This window comes from Kribbella sp. NPDC054772 (assembly GCF_053611945.1).
In genome coordinates, this window is the sequence record NZ_JBSHBJ010000010.1 from 92,467 (window position 1) to 109,543 (window position 17,077).

Sequence of the window (17,077 nt, forward strand, 5' to 3'; positions counted from 1 at the left end):
GTGCCAGCTCGCCCCCCGGCGGCGCGGCGGCCACCCCCCCGCGTCCCCGCCCCCCGCCCCCCCCCCCCCCGCCCCCCCCCCCGGTCCTCGGCCGGGTCGACCTCGTGGATCGTGGTCACGATCGATGCCTCGGCCGGCCCGTACTCGTTGAACAGCCGGCACTCCGGGTGCGCGTCGAGGAAGTCGCGCACCTTGTGCGTCAGCACCATCGCCTCACCACCCGCGACGATCTCCCGCAGCGCGGGCAGCTCGGGCAGCCGCCGCATCGTGGCCAGCAGCGCGGTCAGCGGGCTGAACGCCATGAACAGCCGCTCGACCCCGTGGTCACGGAGCGCCGCGACGACGGCATCCGGGTCGTACCGGTCGTCCTCGCCGATCAGCACCAGCGCGGCACCGGACGCCAGCGTCGTGAACATCTCCTGGACATGCACGTCGAACCCGAACGAGGTCCACTGCAGTGTCCGCAGCGACGACCGGGTCCGCAGGTAGTGCCGGACCAGGTTCACCGGGCCACGGTGCGGGACCACGACGCCCTTCGGGTTCCCCGTCGAGCCGGAGGTGTAGATGCAGTACGCGATGTCGTCCGCCGCGGCCCGCACCGGCGGCGCCTGCCGCGCCCGCGCGTCACCGTCGAGCGCCGCCACCGGAACCAGCCGCAGACCGAGCCGGTCCGCGAGCGCGGCGTCGTCACCGACGAGCGCCACCGTCGCCGCGTCCTGCACCATGAACGCCCACCGAGACTCCGGTACGCCGGGATCCAGCGGAAGGTACGCCGCACCGGACTTCAGGACTGCGAGCACGGCGACGACCATCTCGGTGCCCCGCGCGACACGGACGGCGACCAGCTGACCCGGCTTCACGCCCAGATCGACCAGCTGCCAGGCGACTGCGTTCGCGCGGCGGTCCAGCTCGGCGTACGTCAGCTCGCGCTCACCCTGAATCAGGGCGATCGCGTCCGGCGTCCGGGCTACCTGCTGCTCGAACAGGGTGTGCAGTCCGCTGAGTTCACCGGCGACGACCGCGTCCCGGCGTACCCGGCCGACCGGACCGGCGGGGGTGGCATCCGCCTCCAGCTCGCGGAGTGCTTCCAAGTCGGACTCGATCGGCAGGGTGAGTTCGGGCAGCCGGAGGTTCGGGCGGGTAGTTGCCCTGCGCAACACTTCGGCCAGGTAGTCGAGCAGGCGCTCGATCGTGCGCTGCTCGAACAGTGCGGACCGGTAGTCCGCCGTACAGGTGATGCCGGCGCCGTGATGCGTGAGCCGGAACCGCAGGTCGACCGTCGCGGGCAGTTCGTCGTCGCCGTCCTCGAAGTCGACCAGGATCTGGAACAGCGGGTCCCGCTCGAGGATGGCCAGATCGGTACCGGCGTGCTCGAACGCGGCCGTGGTGAGGTCGCGGATCCGCTGCGTGAGCTCGCCGAGGTCAGGCTCGCCGGACAGGTCGATCCGCAACGGCAACGGGCGGCGCGGGTCGGTCGACGTGTCACCCTTCGGCCGGATCAGCGCCGAGCCGATCGTCACGTCGTCCTGCGCCGCGAACCGGCCGAGCACGGTCGCGACCGCGGCGAGCATCGTCATCACCGGACTGAGCTTGCGCTCCCGGCTGTACGCGAAAACCGCGTCCCCGAGCTCCTCGTCGAGCTCCTGCTTCACCGAGGCGACATCGTCGTCACCGGCAGCACGAACCCGATCCGCGGGGAGCACCAACGGTTCGGCACCAGCCAGGACCTGCTGCCAGTACGCAAACTCCCGCCGCCGCGCCCCATCATCCGGGCCCGCCTCCGCCGCACCGCGAGACCCGCGCCCCTCGTCACCAACCCAGGTCTCCGCCGAGTCCCCGTCACCCGAGTCCACGCCAGCCGAGTCCACGTCGGTTGAGTCCGCGTCGGCCGAGTCAACGGCCGCTGAAACTGCGTCGGCCGAGTCCACGCCCGCTGAATCCACACCTGCCCGGTCCCCGTCAACCGAGTCCACGCCGACCGCATCCACCTCCACCGAGTCCGCGCCCGCCGACTCAACGTCGGCTGTGTCCACGTCAGCCGGGTCGACGTCGGCGGAGTCAGCGTCGTCACCGGCCAGGTCCGCGTCGTCACCGGCGTCAGCACCGGAGCCATCAGCCAGGTTCGCGCCCTCACCGGAGCGGCCTGTTTCGTCACCGGCCAGGTCGGCATCGTCGGCGGCGTCCGCGCCACCGGCCGGGTCCGTGCCGTCACCAGCTACGTCCGCTTCGTCACCGGCGGCGTCAGCGTCGTCGCCAGCCAGGTCCGCGCGTTCACCAGATCGGCCCGCTTCACCACCGGCCGGGTCCGCGTCGCCACCGGCGTCCGCGCCATCGGCCTGGTCTGCGCCGTCGCTCCGCGGGTCGTCGGCTGGTTGTTCGGTCGGCTCGACGAGTAGGGCGAGCTGTTCGCGCATCAGCTTGGTGACGCCATCGACCAGTTGGCCGGCGACTCGGAGCTGCTGGGACATGAGCGCCGCCATACCGCTGCCCGGCAGCTCGGCCTCGCTGGTCGCCGCGGCGGCCTCATCGACCTTCGCCGCCAGCTCGGCAAGCCCGGTACCAAGAACAGCCAGCGCAGCACGCGCATCCGGCTCCTCGGAACCGCGCTCGTCGGACACCTGCCCCTCGGACATCTCCTGCTCGGACGTCCGCCCCTCGGAAACCTGCTCCTTCGAGCCTTGCTCCTTGGATGCCTGCGCCTTGGATGCCTGCGCCTCGGACTCTTGCTCGTCGGACGCCTGCACCTGGGACCGTCGCTCGTCAGACGACTCCTCGTCCTTGGCGACCTCGTGCTCGGCGACCTCGTCCTTGGCAACGTCGCCCTCGGCGACCCCGTCCGCTGCGGCCTCATCCCCCGCGGCCCCCGTCGGCTGCTCGGGCTCGGGCTCCGGCTCGGCGGTTAGGACGGCGACGGCGGTCGCGAGTTTGTGTGGCGTGGTGTAGCTGAGGAACAGGTCGTCCGGCGCCAGCTCCACCTCGAAGCGGCTGTTCAGCTCGTCGATCACCGGCGCCATCGACGCCGGCGTCGCCCCCAGCTCGGCAAACGTGTGATCCACAGTCAGGTCGTACGGGTCGAGGTTGTGAACCTCGCAAGTGATGTCCAGTACGACGTCCAGCGACTCGCGGTACCGCTCCGCCGACATCGCGTCACCCGACAGCGACCCCGCCTGCGCCAGGTAATCCGCATCGATCTGATGCGTCTCGGCGGGCAACGCGAACGGCGACCGCTCCCCGTCGTCCACGCCATCGTCAATCGTCCCGACCAGATCGCCCGCGACCGGCTCCGGCGGGTCGAGCGGGATCCGCTTCACCGCCGCGTTCGACGGCGGCTCGAACACCACGGCCTGCGCCCGCGCGGCGCGCTCGAACGGGTTCGGCTGCGTGCGCTGCGTGGTCTCCACGAGCATCGCCGTACCCGGGCCGCTGTGCACCGTCACCGACGGGTCGACCGGGTGGTGCACCCGCCGGAACGGGTACGTCGGCAACGGGACCCGGCCACCGTCCGCGTAGACCTTCGCCCACGCGATCTCGGCGCCCTGCTCGTACAGCTCGGCGAGACCGTTCATGGTCGCGAGCACCGGGTCCTGGCCGAGACGCTGCGCCGGGATCCACGTGCTGTTCGGCGCGATCCGGCGACCGGCGGGACTCAGTACGGCGTCCGGCCCGAGCTCGAGGAACCGCCGGCACCCGGCGGCGGTGACTGCCTCGACCGCGTCACCGAACAGCACCGGCTGCCGCAGCTGACCGACCAGGTAGTCGCTGTCCAGCACTGTCCCGGATTCGAGCAGGTCACCCGACCAGCTCGACACCATCGGCGTCCGCAGCGGCTTCAGCGTGATCTCGCGAACGATCTCCGCGAAGTCCGACAGTATTGGGTCGACCAACGAACTGTGGAACGCCCGGTCGACGTCCAACCGCTGCCACGCGACCTCCAGCTGGTCCAACTGCGCCGCGAGCTGGCCAACGATCACCTCGGACCCGGTCAGCACGAACGACTGCGGACCGTTGCCAGCGGCAACCTCCACGCCGGCGGTCCGGGCGATCTCCCGAACGCGGTCGGCGTCGGCGCGGACGGCAACCATCGCGCCCGGTACCGTGCCGCGCTGCATCAGCTCGCCGCGCTTCGCAGTCAGGCGTACGCCGTCCGCGAGCGAGAGCGCACCAGCAACGCACAGAGCGGCGTACTCACCGACGCTGTGGCCGACGACCAGCGCAGGCTGCACGCCGAACGACTGCCAAAGGCGCGCCAGGGCGAGCTCGAACGCGAACAGCGCGGGCTGCGCCGTCTCGGTCGGCCACACGCCCTCCGCCGTACCGGCCGGGGTGAGCAGGAGCTCGAGCAGGCTGCCGCCGGTCTCCTCGTGATAGACGCGGTCGCACTCGTCAAGCACCGAGCGGAACACTGGGAAACGAGCCGCGAGCCCAGCGGCCATGCCACGCCGTGCGGCGCCCTGCCCGGTGAACGCGTACCCGAGCGGGCCGGGCCCACCACGCGGGATCTCGGTCGCCTGCGCGGAGCCGAGCGCATCGACGAGCTCGGACTCCGTCGCACCGGCGACCGCGATCCGGTGCCGATGCGCGGGCCGCCCGAGGGCCGCCGTACCGGCGAGATCGATGAGGCGGTGGCCGGTGCCGTGGCCGAGGTCGGTGCGGTACAGCTCGACCAGATCCGCGAGCGCGTCCGGGTCGGGTGCGGACAGCGGGAGTACGACGGGGCCGTCGTCACCGCGGCGGATCTGGCGCGGCGCTTCCTCGAGGATCACGTGCGCGTTGGTCCCGCCCGCGTCCAGGGCGCTGACGCCGGCGCGGAGGGTCGTACCCGCTTCCCAGTCGCGCACCTCGGTGTTGACGACGAACGGGCTGCCGTCGAGGGCGAGCGCCGGGTTCGGCTCGGTGTAGTTGATCGTCGGCACCAGCGTTCGGTGCTGCAGCATCAGGATCGTCTTGATCAGGCCTGCCATCCCGGCGGCACTGTCCAGGTGGCCGATGTTCGACTTCACCGATCCGAGCGCGCAGAACCCGACCTTGTCGGTCTGCCGACGAAGCGCGGCCGTCAGCGCCTTCACCTCGGCGGCGTCGGCGGTCGGGCTGCCGATCCCGTTCGCCTCGATGTAGCTGAGCGAGTCCGCGTCGAACCCGGCCCGCTCGAGCGCGCGCCCGATCAGGTCGGCCTGGTGAGCAGGCGGTGCGTCGGCGTTGCTGACCGCCGTACCGCGGATCACGGCGTACACGGTGTCACCGTCGGCCAGCGCCTGGTCGAGCCGCTTCAGCAGCACCGCGGCGACGCCGTTCCCGCCCACGGTGCCGTCGGCGTCCGCGGCGAACGCCCGGACGTGCCCGGTCGGCGACAGGATCGACCCCGGCGCCGGGTGATAACTAGTTGCCTGCGGCACCTGTACGGCGGCGGCGCCGGCGAGCGCGAGATCCGCGTCCCCCGATCGCAACGCCTGGCACGCCAGATGCACCGCGACCAGCGACGACGACCACGCCGACTGCACACCGATCGCCGGCCCGGTCAGCCCCAACCGGTACGCAACCCGGGTCGCGAGCGAGTCCCGCGACTGGTGCTGCCGGTTGTACAGATTCATCCCCGAGCCCGCGAACACACCGACCCGGCTCGTCGTACCGGCGTACCCGCCGTGCTCCAGCGCCTGGTGACACACCTCGAGGAACAACCGCTGCGCCGGCTCCATCAGCTCGGCCTCGCGGTCGCTCAACCCGAAGAACTTCGCATCGAACGACTCGACGTGATCCAGCACCCCACTGACGGAGACAACCCCGTCCCCCGCCTCCGGCACCCCACGCCGAACGCTCTCCACTCCCCCGACCAGGTTGTCCCAAAACGCCTCCAGCGTCTCCGCCCCTGGGAACCGCCCGGCCACCCCCACCACAGCCACGGGCTCCACCACAACCCCAGCCCGCCGAGAGGCACCCGGCGCCCCCTTCTCCCCCCGCCCAGGCCCAACAACCCGCCCACCACTAGCAACCCGAGCAGGATTAGCAACCTGCCCAGCTTTCATCCCCTGCCCAGCAGGCTCCCCACCCTTCGCAACCCCAGCGCCCGCAACGTCCCCAGCCCCCTCGGACTGCTCGACGTTCTCGACCTGCTCGACGTCCTCAGCCCGCTCAACGTCTTCGCCCTGCTCAACGTCCTCAGCCTGCTTGGCGTCCTCAGCCTGCTCAGCGTCCGCAGCCGGCTCAACATCCGCGACCGGCTCAACATCCGCGACCGGCTCGACGTCCGCGGTCTGCTCGGACTCTGCGACCTGCTCGGCCTCTGCGACCCGTGCAAGGTTCTTCACCTGCACGTCAGCCGAGACCGCCGCCGTCGATTCCTCCGCCGCCACCTCAACCCCAGCAGCCGGCGCATCCTCGCCCGCACCATCCGCAGCCGCCAACCGACCAGCAGCCGTCTCCCCGACAGACTCCGCGCCAGCTACCGACTCATCAGCACTGCCCTCGACCAGCGCCGGCACACCGCCGTCTCCACCCGCCGCAAACACATCAACAACCGAGGCAGCCAGCACAACCTCAGCCGCAGCCCGCCGCTCCACCACCGAGCCAGCCGCAGCCCCACCCGCCACAACATCCGACTCGACCGCATCTGCGGCCTCAACAGCCTCAGGTACGTCGTCCCCACCACCCGCGGAGCCAGCGCCATCCTCGACGACCCGCGACGACCCAACTCCAGCAGTCTCCGCCTCAACGGCATCCGATACCGCCGGTCCGCCGTCCACGCCCGCGGACTCAGCGCCATCCCCCACAACCCGCGCGGACTCAACTCCAGCAGCCTCTACCGACTCTGCCTCATCGGCATCGGACGGCAGGGGTACGTCGTCCACGCCGCCCGCAGACGCCGCGCCGCCGACCTCACCAGACGCCGCGCCATCCTCCACGACCTGCGCCTGCTCGGCTCCAACAGGCGCCGTACCCGCCGACTCAACCTCGTCGCTCGACGAGTCGTCCGCTGCAGACGCCGCCGTGCTCACCGGTACCGAGATAGCCGGAAGCTCAGTCGTCTCAAAGTCATCCTCGGCACCGTCCGAGCCAACGCCCTCGGCACCATCCGATTCCACGCCCGCACCGACCGAGCTCACGACATCGGCGCCGTCCGAGCTCACGTCACCGGAGCCCGCATCCTCGGAGCCAGCCTCGCCCGCCACGACCACATCGCCGGCCTCACCGCCAGCGTCGCCAGAAGCAACGTCCGGGGAGCCCGCGTCGCCAGACGCCGTCTGCTCAGCCAGCTCAACCTGGCCATCGACCTCGCCAGCCGCGTCACTACCGGAGATCACACCGCCAGCAACCGCGCCTTCAACAGCCGCGACCTCGGTGTCGATCCCGCCAACGACCTCGCCATCCGCATCCGTCTCGCCAGACGCAACGTCAGCCGAGGCCACAGCAGCGGATGCCACATCACCCGAGACTGCAGCGCCAGCGACCACCGGCTCAACTGCAGCGGCGGCGTCGCCGAGCGCGCCGGCAGTCTCGTCGTCGGCGCTGTCGGACGTCCCCTCGTGGGTGGTGTCGACCGCCTCGTCGTCGGCCTCGTCAGCCGTCTCCTGCGACGCACCGTCCCCGAGGGTCTCGTCGCCGGAAACCGCCTCGCCGGCGACCGTACGGCCAGCCTGCTCGGTCTCGCCGTCGGTCTCCTCGGAGCCCGACTTCTGCACCGACGCCAGGTCCGCAGATGCTGCCGTCTCCGATGCCGGGGCTTCACCGTCGTAGACCTGCCCGGAGGAATCGTCAACGGACGTCGTGTCTTCTGAGTCCTCGGAGTCGTCAGAGGCGGTGCTCTCCGAAACGGTGCCGTCGGCAACGATCGGCGACGCAATGGCCTCATCCCCAGCTACTTCAGCGCTCTCGTCGTCAGCCGTATCAGTGACCTCGGCAGCCCCACCGGTCGTACCTGCAGCCACGCCAACCGTCGGTCCTTCACCTACGTCGACGGTCGCATCCGCGGTGGTGTCAGTGCCGTCGTCGGTCGCGTCAGCAGCTGCGTCGGCGTTCGTGTCCTCGGTGGTGTCAGTGGCGTCGTCGGTCGGTTCTGCCGACGCGATGGTCACCGCCTCATCAGCGGCGTCTGCGGTCCCATCGGAACGCGCGTCGATAGGTGTGGCGCTCGCCTCAGCATCTGCGTCAGCCGTTGCATCTGCCGCCGTGACCGGGGTGGCGTCGACGGATGCGTCAGTACGCGTGTCGGTGTCGTCAGCGCTCGGCTCGGCGACAGCGTCAGCCGTTGCGTCAGAGGTCGTGACCGAGTTCCCATCGGCACGCAGGTCGGTGCCATCGGCGGTTGCCTCTGCGTCAGCCGTTGCATCTGCCGCCGTGCCCGCGGTGGCGTCGGTGGTCCCGTCGGCGGCCGCGTTAGCCGTTGGCTCGGCGTCAGTGGCATCGTCGGCGGCGGGCTCTGGAGTCCCGTCCGCAGCGGCGAGGTCCTCAGTTGCTTCGGCAGCCTTGTCCGCGGTGGCGTCGGCGACTACCTCGCCGTTGGTCGCATCGACCGCGGCGTCGGCGGCGTCGGAAGCCTCGGCGGCAGTTGCGTCGGTGGTTGCCTCAGGCACCGCTACGGCGGTCGCGTTGGTGGTGGTTGGGGCGTGGTTGTCGTGAAGGTCCGCGCTGGTTGAGGGGGCGGTGGCCTTGACGGGCTTGGGGTCGGCAGAGGTGTGTGCTGAGCCTTGGCCTGCAGGCGAGTCGTCCGAGTCGTTGGCCGGCGCGGGCGGAGCGGCGTACTGGCGGCGGACGTCGGTTGTCTTGGAGCTGACGGTCGGCTGGGCAGGCTCGGGGTGCGTTGGTACCCGTTGCAGTTCGACGGTGTCTGCTTCGTCGTCTGCGGTCGGCTCAGTCTTGTCAGCCGTTTGCAGGTTGGAATCGGGTACGTCGGTTGTGGTTCCTCTGGATGCTGCGTCGGTCTCCGCAGTGTCCGCTGCCTGCTCGGTGGCCTCAGCGGTGGGTGCCGGAGGGCGGGCTGGCGCCAACGTGATGGGCGTTGCGGAGGCGGGTGGTCTTGAGGTCAGCTCGTGGCCGGGCGACGGGGCGGAGGCGGCCGATGGCGCCTTGGAATCATCAGAGTCAGCCGCGGGCGCAGAGTCAGGTGTGACTGCAGAGTCGGGCGTCGCATCTGACAGTGGCGCGGGCCCAGAGGACGGCGTCGAGTCGGACGGGCGCGAGGGCTCGGACGGCGGTGCGAGCTGAGAGGGCGACGCGAGCTCGGAAGCCGACGCGGGCTCGGAAGAGCGTGTGGGCTCAGACGATGGCGCGGGCTCCGAGGCAAGTCGCGCGGGCTCCGAGACCGATGGTGCGGGCTCCGACGCAGACGGCGCGGACTCCGGGGCAGACGGTGTGGGGTCCGGGGTGGTTCGGAGGGTGGGGCGTTCGGGGGGTGTGGGGATGGATTGTTGGAGTTCGCGTTTCCAGGCGAGGCGGACCACTGGGAGTTCGGTGGTGCGTTCGGAGGCGTCCTCGTCGGCGTACGGGGTGGTTTCGGGGGTGGTTGACGGGCCCTGGCCGGTGGGGCCGGAGCTGGAGGTGGCGCCGGCTGGTTCGACGTGGGGGGCGGTCTGGTGTTCCAGGGTGCCTTCGAGCCAGCGTTGTTTGAGCAGGGGGCGGAGGATCTTGCCGCTGGGGGTGGTCGGGAAGTCGCGGCGCGGTACGCCGACGACCTCGGCGGGCAGGCCGAGGCGGGTCTGGATCAGGCTGCGGATGGCCTGGTCCATGCCGGGGACGGAGTCCGGGGTCAGGGCGTAGAAGACGACCAGGCGGTCGGTACCGGTGACCTCGTCGGCGACGCCGCAGGCGGCGAGCAGGCCGTGTTCGGCGCCGACCACCGTGGCGGCGACGGACTCGATGTCGTGGGCGTAGTGGAGCTTGCCGGACAGGATGATGCGTTCGCTGTCGCGGCCGGTGATGACGACCTGGCCGCCGGTGATGAAGCCCTGGTCGCCGGTCGCGAGCCACTTGCGGGCCGGCCAGTTGCCGACCGGGAACGCGGCGCGGTCAGCCTCGAGATTGCCGAGGTACCCGGGCGTGACGCGCGCGGACGCGACCTGCAGCTGACCGATCCGGCCCTCGGGCAGTACGGCGCCGTTCGGTGCGACGATGCGCACCGTCGTACCGGGAGCAGGCGCGCCCACCGACACCAGGCTGAGGACGCCAGGCGCCTCGGTCCGCGGCTTGCCCGGGCGTGCGACCGCGACCTTGCCGGAGGACGGGCGCTGGTCGACCCACTCGACAACACCGGTCGGTGGGATGCGTACGCGGTGCACGTTCGGCGTCAGGCCAGGCCGGGCGAACGTGATCCCGGTGACCGTCTCGGTCATCCCCCACGCCGCGACGAACGTCTCCGGCACCACGCCGAACCGGTTCGTCACCCGCAGGAACTCCGACACCACCGGCACCGTGATCTGCTCGCCGCCGCTGACCAGACTGCGCAGCGCTGACAGGTCCCAATGCCGGTCCGGCTCGCCCGCGATCGCCTGGGTGGTGAGCCGGTACCCGAAGTTCGGCGACCACGAGTGGTTCACCCGGTGCTGGTCCATCAGGTCCAGCCAGCGCAGCGGATTCGCCAGCACCCAGTCGGCGTTCACGTGGATGTTCGTGCACCCCGTGAACACCGGCAGCAGGTGGTACAGCAGGAACGCGCCGCTGCGATCCAGCGGGAGCCAGTTCAGCGTCGTCTGACCGGGCCGCACCGGCAGCATCGCCGGCGTACCGGCCGCGAACTCGACCAGCCCGCGGTGCGTCAGCTGCACCATCTTCGGCGCGCCCGTGGTCCCGGACGACAGCATCAGTACGGCGACGTCGTCCGCCGCCGGTCGATGGAAGTCGGACGTCGGCTCATGCCCCGCCATCGCGTCCGGGTCGAGAACCGGCAGGCCGAGGTCGTTCGGCAGATCCGACGGGCGGCCGATCAGCACCGTCCAGCCGAGCAGGTCGGTGATCTTGCGGAGCCGCTCGCGGCCCTCCTCGGTACGGTCGCCGGCCGGGTGCGGCGCGACGAGCAGCGGCCGGATGCCACCGAGCGTGCAGGCCCAGAATGCCGCGAAGAAGCCGACAGGCTCCGTGCAGTGCACGACCGCGGGATCACCGGCCCGTACGCCGTTCGCGCGCAAGCCGGCGAGGATCCGCGCGGCCAGTTCGAGCAACGTCGGGAAATCGAGCTTGGTCTCGCGCCCGTCCGGCCCGATCTCGACGACGCCGGCGCTGCCGTAGTCACGCGCCGCCCGGAGCAACGCGCTCGGCAGGTCGCGGGGGTAGCCAGCAGGAATCATCAACGCCGGCCCGGTGGAGATCGCCGGCCGGTCCGCACCACTTCTCACGCCGATGCCACCACCAGCAGAGACTCACCCGTGAGTACGACGGGACGCGGGAAGACGCCGGCCGGTTGGCGACCCACGGACACGTGCCTCCCCAACTGGACGGAGCGGGTTCTGGGCAGACCCGCCTCACTTCACACCGACAGCAGCCCCGTTTTCCACCTGCCGGAACCATGCCGCGACCGGGGGCACCCGGTGCGTCATCGCGCCGACCGACAGCCGTGAACCCTACCAGCCGCGACCCGCCCTGGAGGAGTCCGTTCTCACCAGCCGAAGGTTAAGAATTCCGGCAGGAACCCTGGTACCGCCGACATGCTTCCAACGAGTGACGGCGGGTTCCGATACGCGCCGTACGAAAGCCGTGCACCCGTGCCCGATCAGCGGCCCGCGAGCGGCGTACCAGCTGCTCGTCGTCACGCCGCGTCAGCGCTGTGGCGGTCCCATGTCAGGGCTCCCGGGGAGTGTTGTCGACGTCAGCAAGACCACCGAATGAGGAGTACGAAACATGTCGATCCAGTCCCCGGACCACGGCACCGTCGAGCAGAACCGGGCTGAGCTGCAGAAGGCCGTGCAGGAGTTTGTCGACGCCGGGTTCGGCGGTCTCGAGCTGCGGGTGCACGACGAGCACGGCGAGTGGGTGCGTACTGCCGGGATCCGCGAGATCGGGCAGACCGAGCAGCCGCCGATGGACGGTCAGTTCCGGGTCGGCAGCGTGACCAAGACGTTCGTCTCGACGATCGCGCTGCAACTGGTGGCCGAAGGCAAGCTCGAGCTGGACGGCCCGGTGGCCGGTCACCTGCTCCGGTTCGAGCTGGACCCGCGGATCACGCTGCGGATGCTGCTGAACCACACGAGCGGGCTGTTCAACTACACCGGTGAGTACTACCCGGACGGCACCGTCGTCATGGGCCTCCCCGCGACCGGCAAGGAGTGGGCCGACAACCGCCTGCAGGGCTACACGCCGGACGAGCTGGTCGAGTTCGCGCTCGCCAAGCCGGCCCGTTTCGAGCCGGGCGCCGAGTGGAGCTACTCGAACACCAACTACACCGTCGCAGCGCTGGTGATCGAGGCGGTCACCGGTCGCACCCTGTCCGAGGAACTGCAGAGCCGCATCATCGAGCCGCTCGGCCTGACGGGCACCATCGAGCCGGGTGATCGGACCGACATCCCCGGGTCGCACTCGCACGGCTACTTCCGCTACCAGGACGGCGAGGAGTGGAAGGTCGTCGACGTCACCGAGCAGAACCCGTCACTTCTGTTCGCCGCCGGAAGCATGCTCTCGACCACCCGCGACCTGCACCTGTTCGCCTCCGCACTCCAGGCCGGCAAGCTGATCCCCGCCGACCTGCTGGCCGAGATGCGTACCCCGGAGCCGAAGAGCGGACCGCTGAACTACGGCCTGGGCCTGTTCAAGCAGGACGTCGACGGCCAGACCCTCTACCACCACAACGGCAGCGCCCCCGGCGGGTACGGCGCCCTGATGTACAGCACCGCCGACGGCACCAAGACCCTTACCGCCGCCATCACCATGGCCGACGCCGACGTCAACCTCCTGGAGATCTTCCCCCCAGCCCTCGACCGCCTGGTCAAGGCCGTGTTCGGAAAGAAATAGGGGTGGGCGAAGAGGGGATCGAACCCCCGACATCTTCCTTGTAAGGGAAGCGCTCTACCGCTGAGCTATTCGCCCGGATCCAGCGACCGCAGGAGTCTACCTGAGGTCTGGCCTCAAACTTGCCAAGGCTGTTGCGTAGTCGTCTGGGTTGCGGGCCTCTGCGATTGGGTTGACGACTGACCAGCGGATGAGGCCGGTTTGGTCTATGACAAAGGTGCCGCGGCGAGCGCAGCCTTGGGTGGGGTCGAGGACGCCGTAGGACGACGCGATCGCACCATGTGGCCAGAAATCGGTCAGGAGACCGAAATCCAGCCGCTGTGCGTCGGCGTACGCCCGGAGTGTGAACATCGGGTCGCACGAGATCGCCAGGAACTCCGCGGCGGCCAGCAGGTCCGGCCGGTCGCGGAGTTCGGCCAGCTCACTCGTGCAGACCTGACTGAACGCATAGGGATAGAAAACCAGTACGACGTCCCGGTGGCCGGCGTAGTCGCTCAACCGGACCTGTTCGCCGTACTGGTTCCGTGTGCTGAAGTCGGGTGCCCGGCTGCCCGCAGCCGGGACCGTCACCCGCGGCGACCGGACTTCGGAACCACCAACTTGGTGGCCGACCAGTCGTCGGTGACGCTCAGCGTGCTCGTGGTGGCCAGCCCCGCGACCGGTGCGGCCTCGGTGATGTCGCTGGTCTCCACGTAGCCGTCGCGGCCGACCTTGGGGGTCAGCAGCCACACCACGCCACCGGCCTTCAGGTCGGTCAGGATGTCGAAGAACGCGTCGACCAGGTCGCCGTCGTCCTCACGGAACCAGAGCAGGACTGCGTCCACGACCTCATCGGTGTCCTCACCGGCGAAGTCCTCTCCGGTGATGGCCCGGATCGCATCACGCAGGTCGTCGTCGCAGTCGTCGTCGTACCCGATCTCCTGCACGACCCAGCCGGCCTCCAGGCCCAGCCGGGACGCCATGTTCGGCACTCCGCTCTTGCCGTCCGCGTGATCCGCGGTCGCGCTCACGTGTCCTCCTCCGTGGTCCCCGCTTGCCCGGGGGTAGGTGTCAAAGCCACTCAACTAGCGATAGTCCATCGTGACGTACCGCGTCGCGCAAGTATGCACCAGGGTTCCGTGACGTGTCCGGTATGCGCGTGCCGGGTACCGGGCGTGTCCGCTGGCATCACGCCTGGCGAGCCGGAATGGAGCCTTCTGGGAAGGCGAAGTAGAACGCATTCCGAACAGGTGACAGGATTGCGGGTGAACACAACCAGAGAGAACGGCAGGACACCGTGGCTTCCGGACACGAACCACCAGCCATCATCACCGAGGGGATGCCCACCCAGCTCCCCGACATCGACCCTGACGAGACGCGTGAATGGGTCGAATCGCTCGACGCCGTCCTGGACGAACGGGGCAAGGCGCGAGCGCGCTACCTGATGCTCAAGCTGATCGAACGAGCCCGGGAGCGACAGGTCGGAGTGCCCGCACTGCGGAGCACCGACTACATCAACTCGATTCCACCCGAGCGGGAGCCCTGGTTCCCCGGCGACGAGCACATCGAGCGCCGGATCCGGGCCTTCATCCGGTGGAACGCCGCGGTGATGGTGAGCAAGGCGAACCGCAAGGGCCTGGAGGTCGGCGGTCACATCGCCACCTACCAGTCGGCCGCCAGCCTGTACGAGGTCGGTTTCAACCACTTCTTCCGGGGCAAGGACCATCCCGGCGGTGGCGACCAGATCTTCATCCAGGGGCACGCCTCCCCCGGTATGTACGCGCGCGCCTTCCTCGAGGGCCGGTTGAGCGCGGACGCACTGGACGGTTTCCGCCAGGAGGTGTCGCGCGGGCCGCACAACGGCCTGTCGTCGTACCCGCACCCGCGGTTGATGCCGGACTTCTGGGAGTTCCCGACGGTCTCGATGGGGCTCGCCGCGCTGAACTCGATCTACCAGGCGCGCTTCAACCGGTACCTGCACAACCGCGGCATCAAGGACACCAGCCAGCAGCACGTCTGGGCGTTCCTCGGTGACGGCGAGATGGGTGAGCCGGAGTCGCTCGGCGCGATCGGCCTGGCCGCGCGCGAGGAGCTCGACAACCTCACCTTCGTGATCAACTGCAACCTGCAGCAGCTGGACGGACCGGTCCGTGGCAACGGCAAGGTCATCCAGGAGCTGGAGGCGTACTTCCGCGGCGCCGGCTGGAACGTCATCAAGGTGATCTGGGGCCGCGAGTGGGACAGCCTGCTGGCCCAGGACCACGACGGCGCGCTGCTGAACAAGATGAACAGCACGCCGGACGGCCAGTTCCAGACGTACTCCGTGGAATCCGGTGAGTACATCCGGAACAACTTCTTCGGCGGCGACGCGCGGCTGCGCCAGATGGTCAGCGGCCTGTCCGACGAGGAGCTGCGCAAGCTGCCCCGCGGCGGTCACGACTACCGCAAGGTGTACGCCGCGTTCAAGAGCGCGACCGAGCACGTCGGGCAGCCGACCGTGATCCTCGCCCAGACCATCAAGGGCTGGACGATCGAGGCGCTGGAGGGCCGGAACGCGACCCACCAGATGAAGAAGCTGACCTCGGAGGACCTGAAAGCGTTCCGCGACCGGCTGTACCTGCCGATCGAGGACAAGGACCTCGAGGACGCGTACAACCCGCCGTACTTCCACCCCGGCACCGACTCGCCGGAGTACCAGTACATGATGGAGCGGCGTAAGCAGCTCGGTGGTTCGCTGCCGGAGCGCCGGGTCGCGCCGAAGACCTCGCTGACACTGCCGGGCGACGCGGTCTACAAGCCGCTGAGCAAGGGCAGCAACCAGCCGGTGGCGACCACGATGGCGCTGGTGCGGCTGTTCCGCGACCTGATGAAGGACCCGGAGATCGGCGACCGGATCGTCCCGATCGCCCCGGACGAGTACCGCACGTTCGGTATGGACTCGATGTTCCCGACGGCGAAGATCTACTCGCCGCACGGGCAGCAGTACGAGGCCGTCGACCGCAACCTGCTGCTGTCCTACAAGGAGTCCGAGCAGGGTCAGCTGCTGCACGAGGGCATCAGCGAAGCCGGTGCGATGGGCTCGATGATCGCCGCCGGTACGTCGTACGCGACGCACGGCGAGCCGATGATCCCGTTCTACATCTTCTACTCGATGTTCGGCTTCCAGCGGACCGGTGACTCGCTCTGGGCGCTCGGCGACCAGCTCGGCCGGGGCTTCCTGGTCGGCGCGACCGCCGGGCGGACGACGCTGACGGGTGAGGGACTGCAGCACGCGGACGGTCACTCGCCGCTGCTCGCCTCCACGAACCCGGCGGCGGTGCACTACGACCCGGGCTTCGCCTACGAGGTCGCGTACATCGTCAAGGACGGCCTGCGCCGGATGTACGGCTACGGTCTGGACGACGCCAAGCCGTTCGGCGAGGACGTCTTCTACTACCTGACGGTCTACAACGAGCCGGTGGCGCAGCCGGCCGAGCCGGAGAACCTCGACGTCGCGGCCCTGCTGAAGGGCATGTACCGCTTCAACGAGGGTCAGACCGCGGACGGCGACGACGCGCCGCGGGTCCAGCTGCTCGGCTCCGGTGTCGCGCTGCCGTGGGTGGTCAAGGCCCAGCAGATCCTCGCTGAGGAGTACTCGGTGGCCGCGGACATCTGGTCCGTGACCTCGTGGAACGAGCTGCGCCGGAACGCGATCGCGGCCGAGGAGCACAGCCTGCTGCACCCGGACGAGCCGGAGCAGGTGCCGTTCATCACCGAGCAACTGAAGGACACCAAGGGTCCGGTCGTTGCCGTCAGCGACTTCATGCGCGCGGTGCAGGACCAGATCTCCCGCTGGGTGCCGAACGACTACACCTCGCTCGGTACCGACGGTTGGGGTCTGGCCGACACCCGGGCGGCGGCGCGGCGGCACTTCCACGTCGACGCCGAGTCGATCGTGGTCGCCACGCTGGAGATCCTCGCCAAGCGCGGTGACGTGAAGCCGGAGGTCGCCGCCGAGGCGGCCCGCAAGTACCGCATCGACGACCCGACCGCGGTCGCCGGCGTGAAGCAGGAGGGCGCCGGGGCCTGAGTCCCGGATCGCCTCGGGGGGGGGGGCGCCGCGGCGCCCCGGCGCGCCGACGGGCGGGGGGGAGACCTGGCCGGCGGCGACGCCGGGCACGACGGTGGGCAGTGC

At 69.9% G+C, this 17,077-nt stretch carries 5 protein-coding genes and 1 tRNA gene; 2 read left to right on the forward strand and 4 right to left on the reverse strand.

The window, feature by feature from the left end:
- The coding region (locus ACWGID_RS18485) for an AMP-binding protein (RefSeq protein WP_452198005.1) at window positions 1–11,318 on the reverse strand (11,318 nt) is incomplete at its 3' end.
- A gap of 502 nt (window positions 11,319–11,820) precedes the next feature.
- Here ACWGID_RS18485 and ACWGID_RS18490 point away from each other — a divergent pair.
- Window positions 11,821–12,927 (forward strand): serine hydrolase domain-containing protein, encoded by a 1,107-nt coding sequence (locus tag ACWGID_RS18490; protein ID WP_452198007.1) that lies wholly within the window; start codon window positions 11,821–11,823, stop codon window positions 12,925–12,927.
- Window positions 12,928–12,930: 3 nt separating this feature from the next.
- Here the strand turns inward: ACWGID_RS18490 and ACWGID_RS18495 are convergent.
- The 3 genes from ACWGID_RS18495 to ACWGID_RS18505 all read right to left on the reverse strand — a co-directional run bounded on the left by ACWGID_RS18495 (window position 12,931) and on the right by ACWGID_RS18505 (window position 13,934).
- Window positions 12,931–13,002 (reverse strand) — tRNA-Val (locus ACWGID_RS18495).
- A gap of 21 nt (window positions 13,003–13,023) precedes the next feature.
- The gene (locus ACWGID_RS18500; RefSeq protein WP_452198009.1) at window positions 13,024–13,494 is read right to left on the reverse strand and encodes a peroxiredoxin; all 471 of its coding nucleotides are present in this window, start codon (window positions 13,492–13,494) and stop codon (window positions 13,024–13,026) included.
- Window positions 13,491–13,934 carry a DUF3052 domain-containing protein gene (locus tag ACWGID_RS18505; protein WP_452198011.1) on the reverse strand — a complete coding sequence of 148 codons (444 nt, stop codon included), beginning with the start codon at window positions 13,932–13,934 and terminating at the stop codon, window positions 13,491–13,493. The genes ACWGID_RS18500 and ACWGID_RS18505 overlap by 4 nt, the downstream gene beginning before the upstream one ends.
- Before the next feature lie 308 nt (window positions 13,935–14,242).
- Here ACWGID_RS18505 and aceE point away from each other — a divergent pair, with 308 nt between their 5' ends.
- On the forward strand, window positions 14,243–16,972 hold the full coding sequence (aceE, locus tag ACWGID_RS18510) for a pyruvate dehydrogenase (acetyl-transferring), homodimeric type (RefSeq protein WP_452198249.1): 2,730 nt from the start codon (window positions 14,243–14,245) through the stop codon (window positions 16,970–16,972).
- The last annotated feature ends 105 nt before the right edge of the window (window positions 16,973–17,077 follow it).

Coding starts and splice junctions, on each gene's coding strand:
- aceE (WP_452198249.1), top strand. CDS start 14,243: ATGCCCACCCAGCTCCCCGACATCGACCCTGACGAGACGCGTGAATGG.
- ACWGID_RS18490 (WP_452198007.1), top strand. CDS start 11,821: ATGTCGATCCAGTCCCCGGACCACGGCACCGTCGAGCAGAACCGGGCT.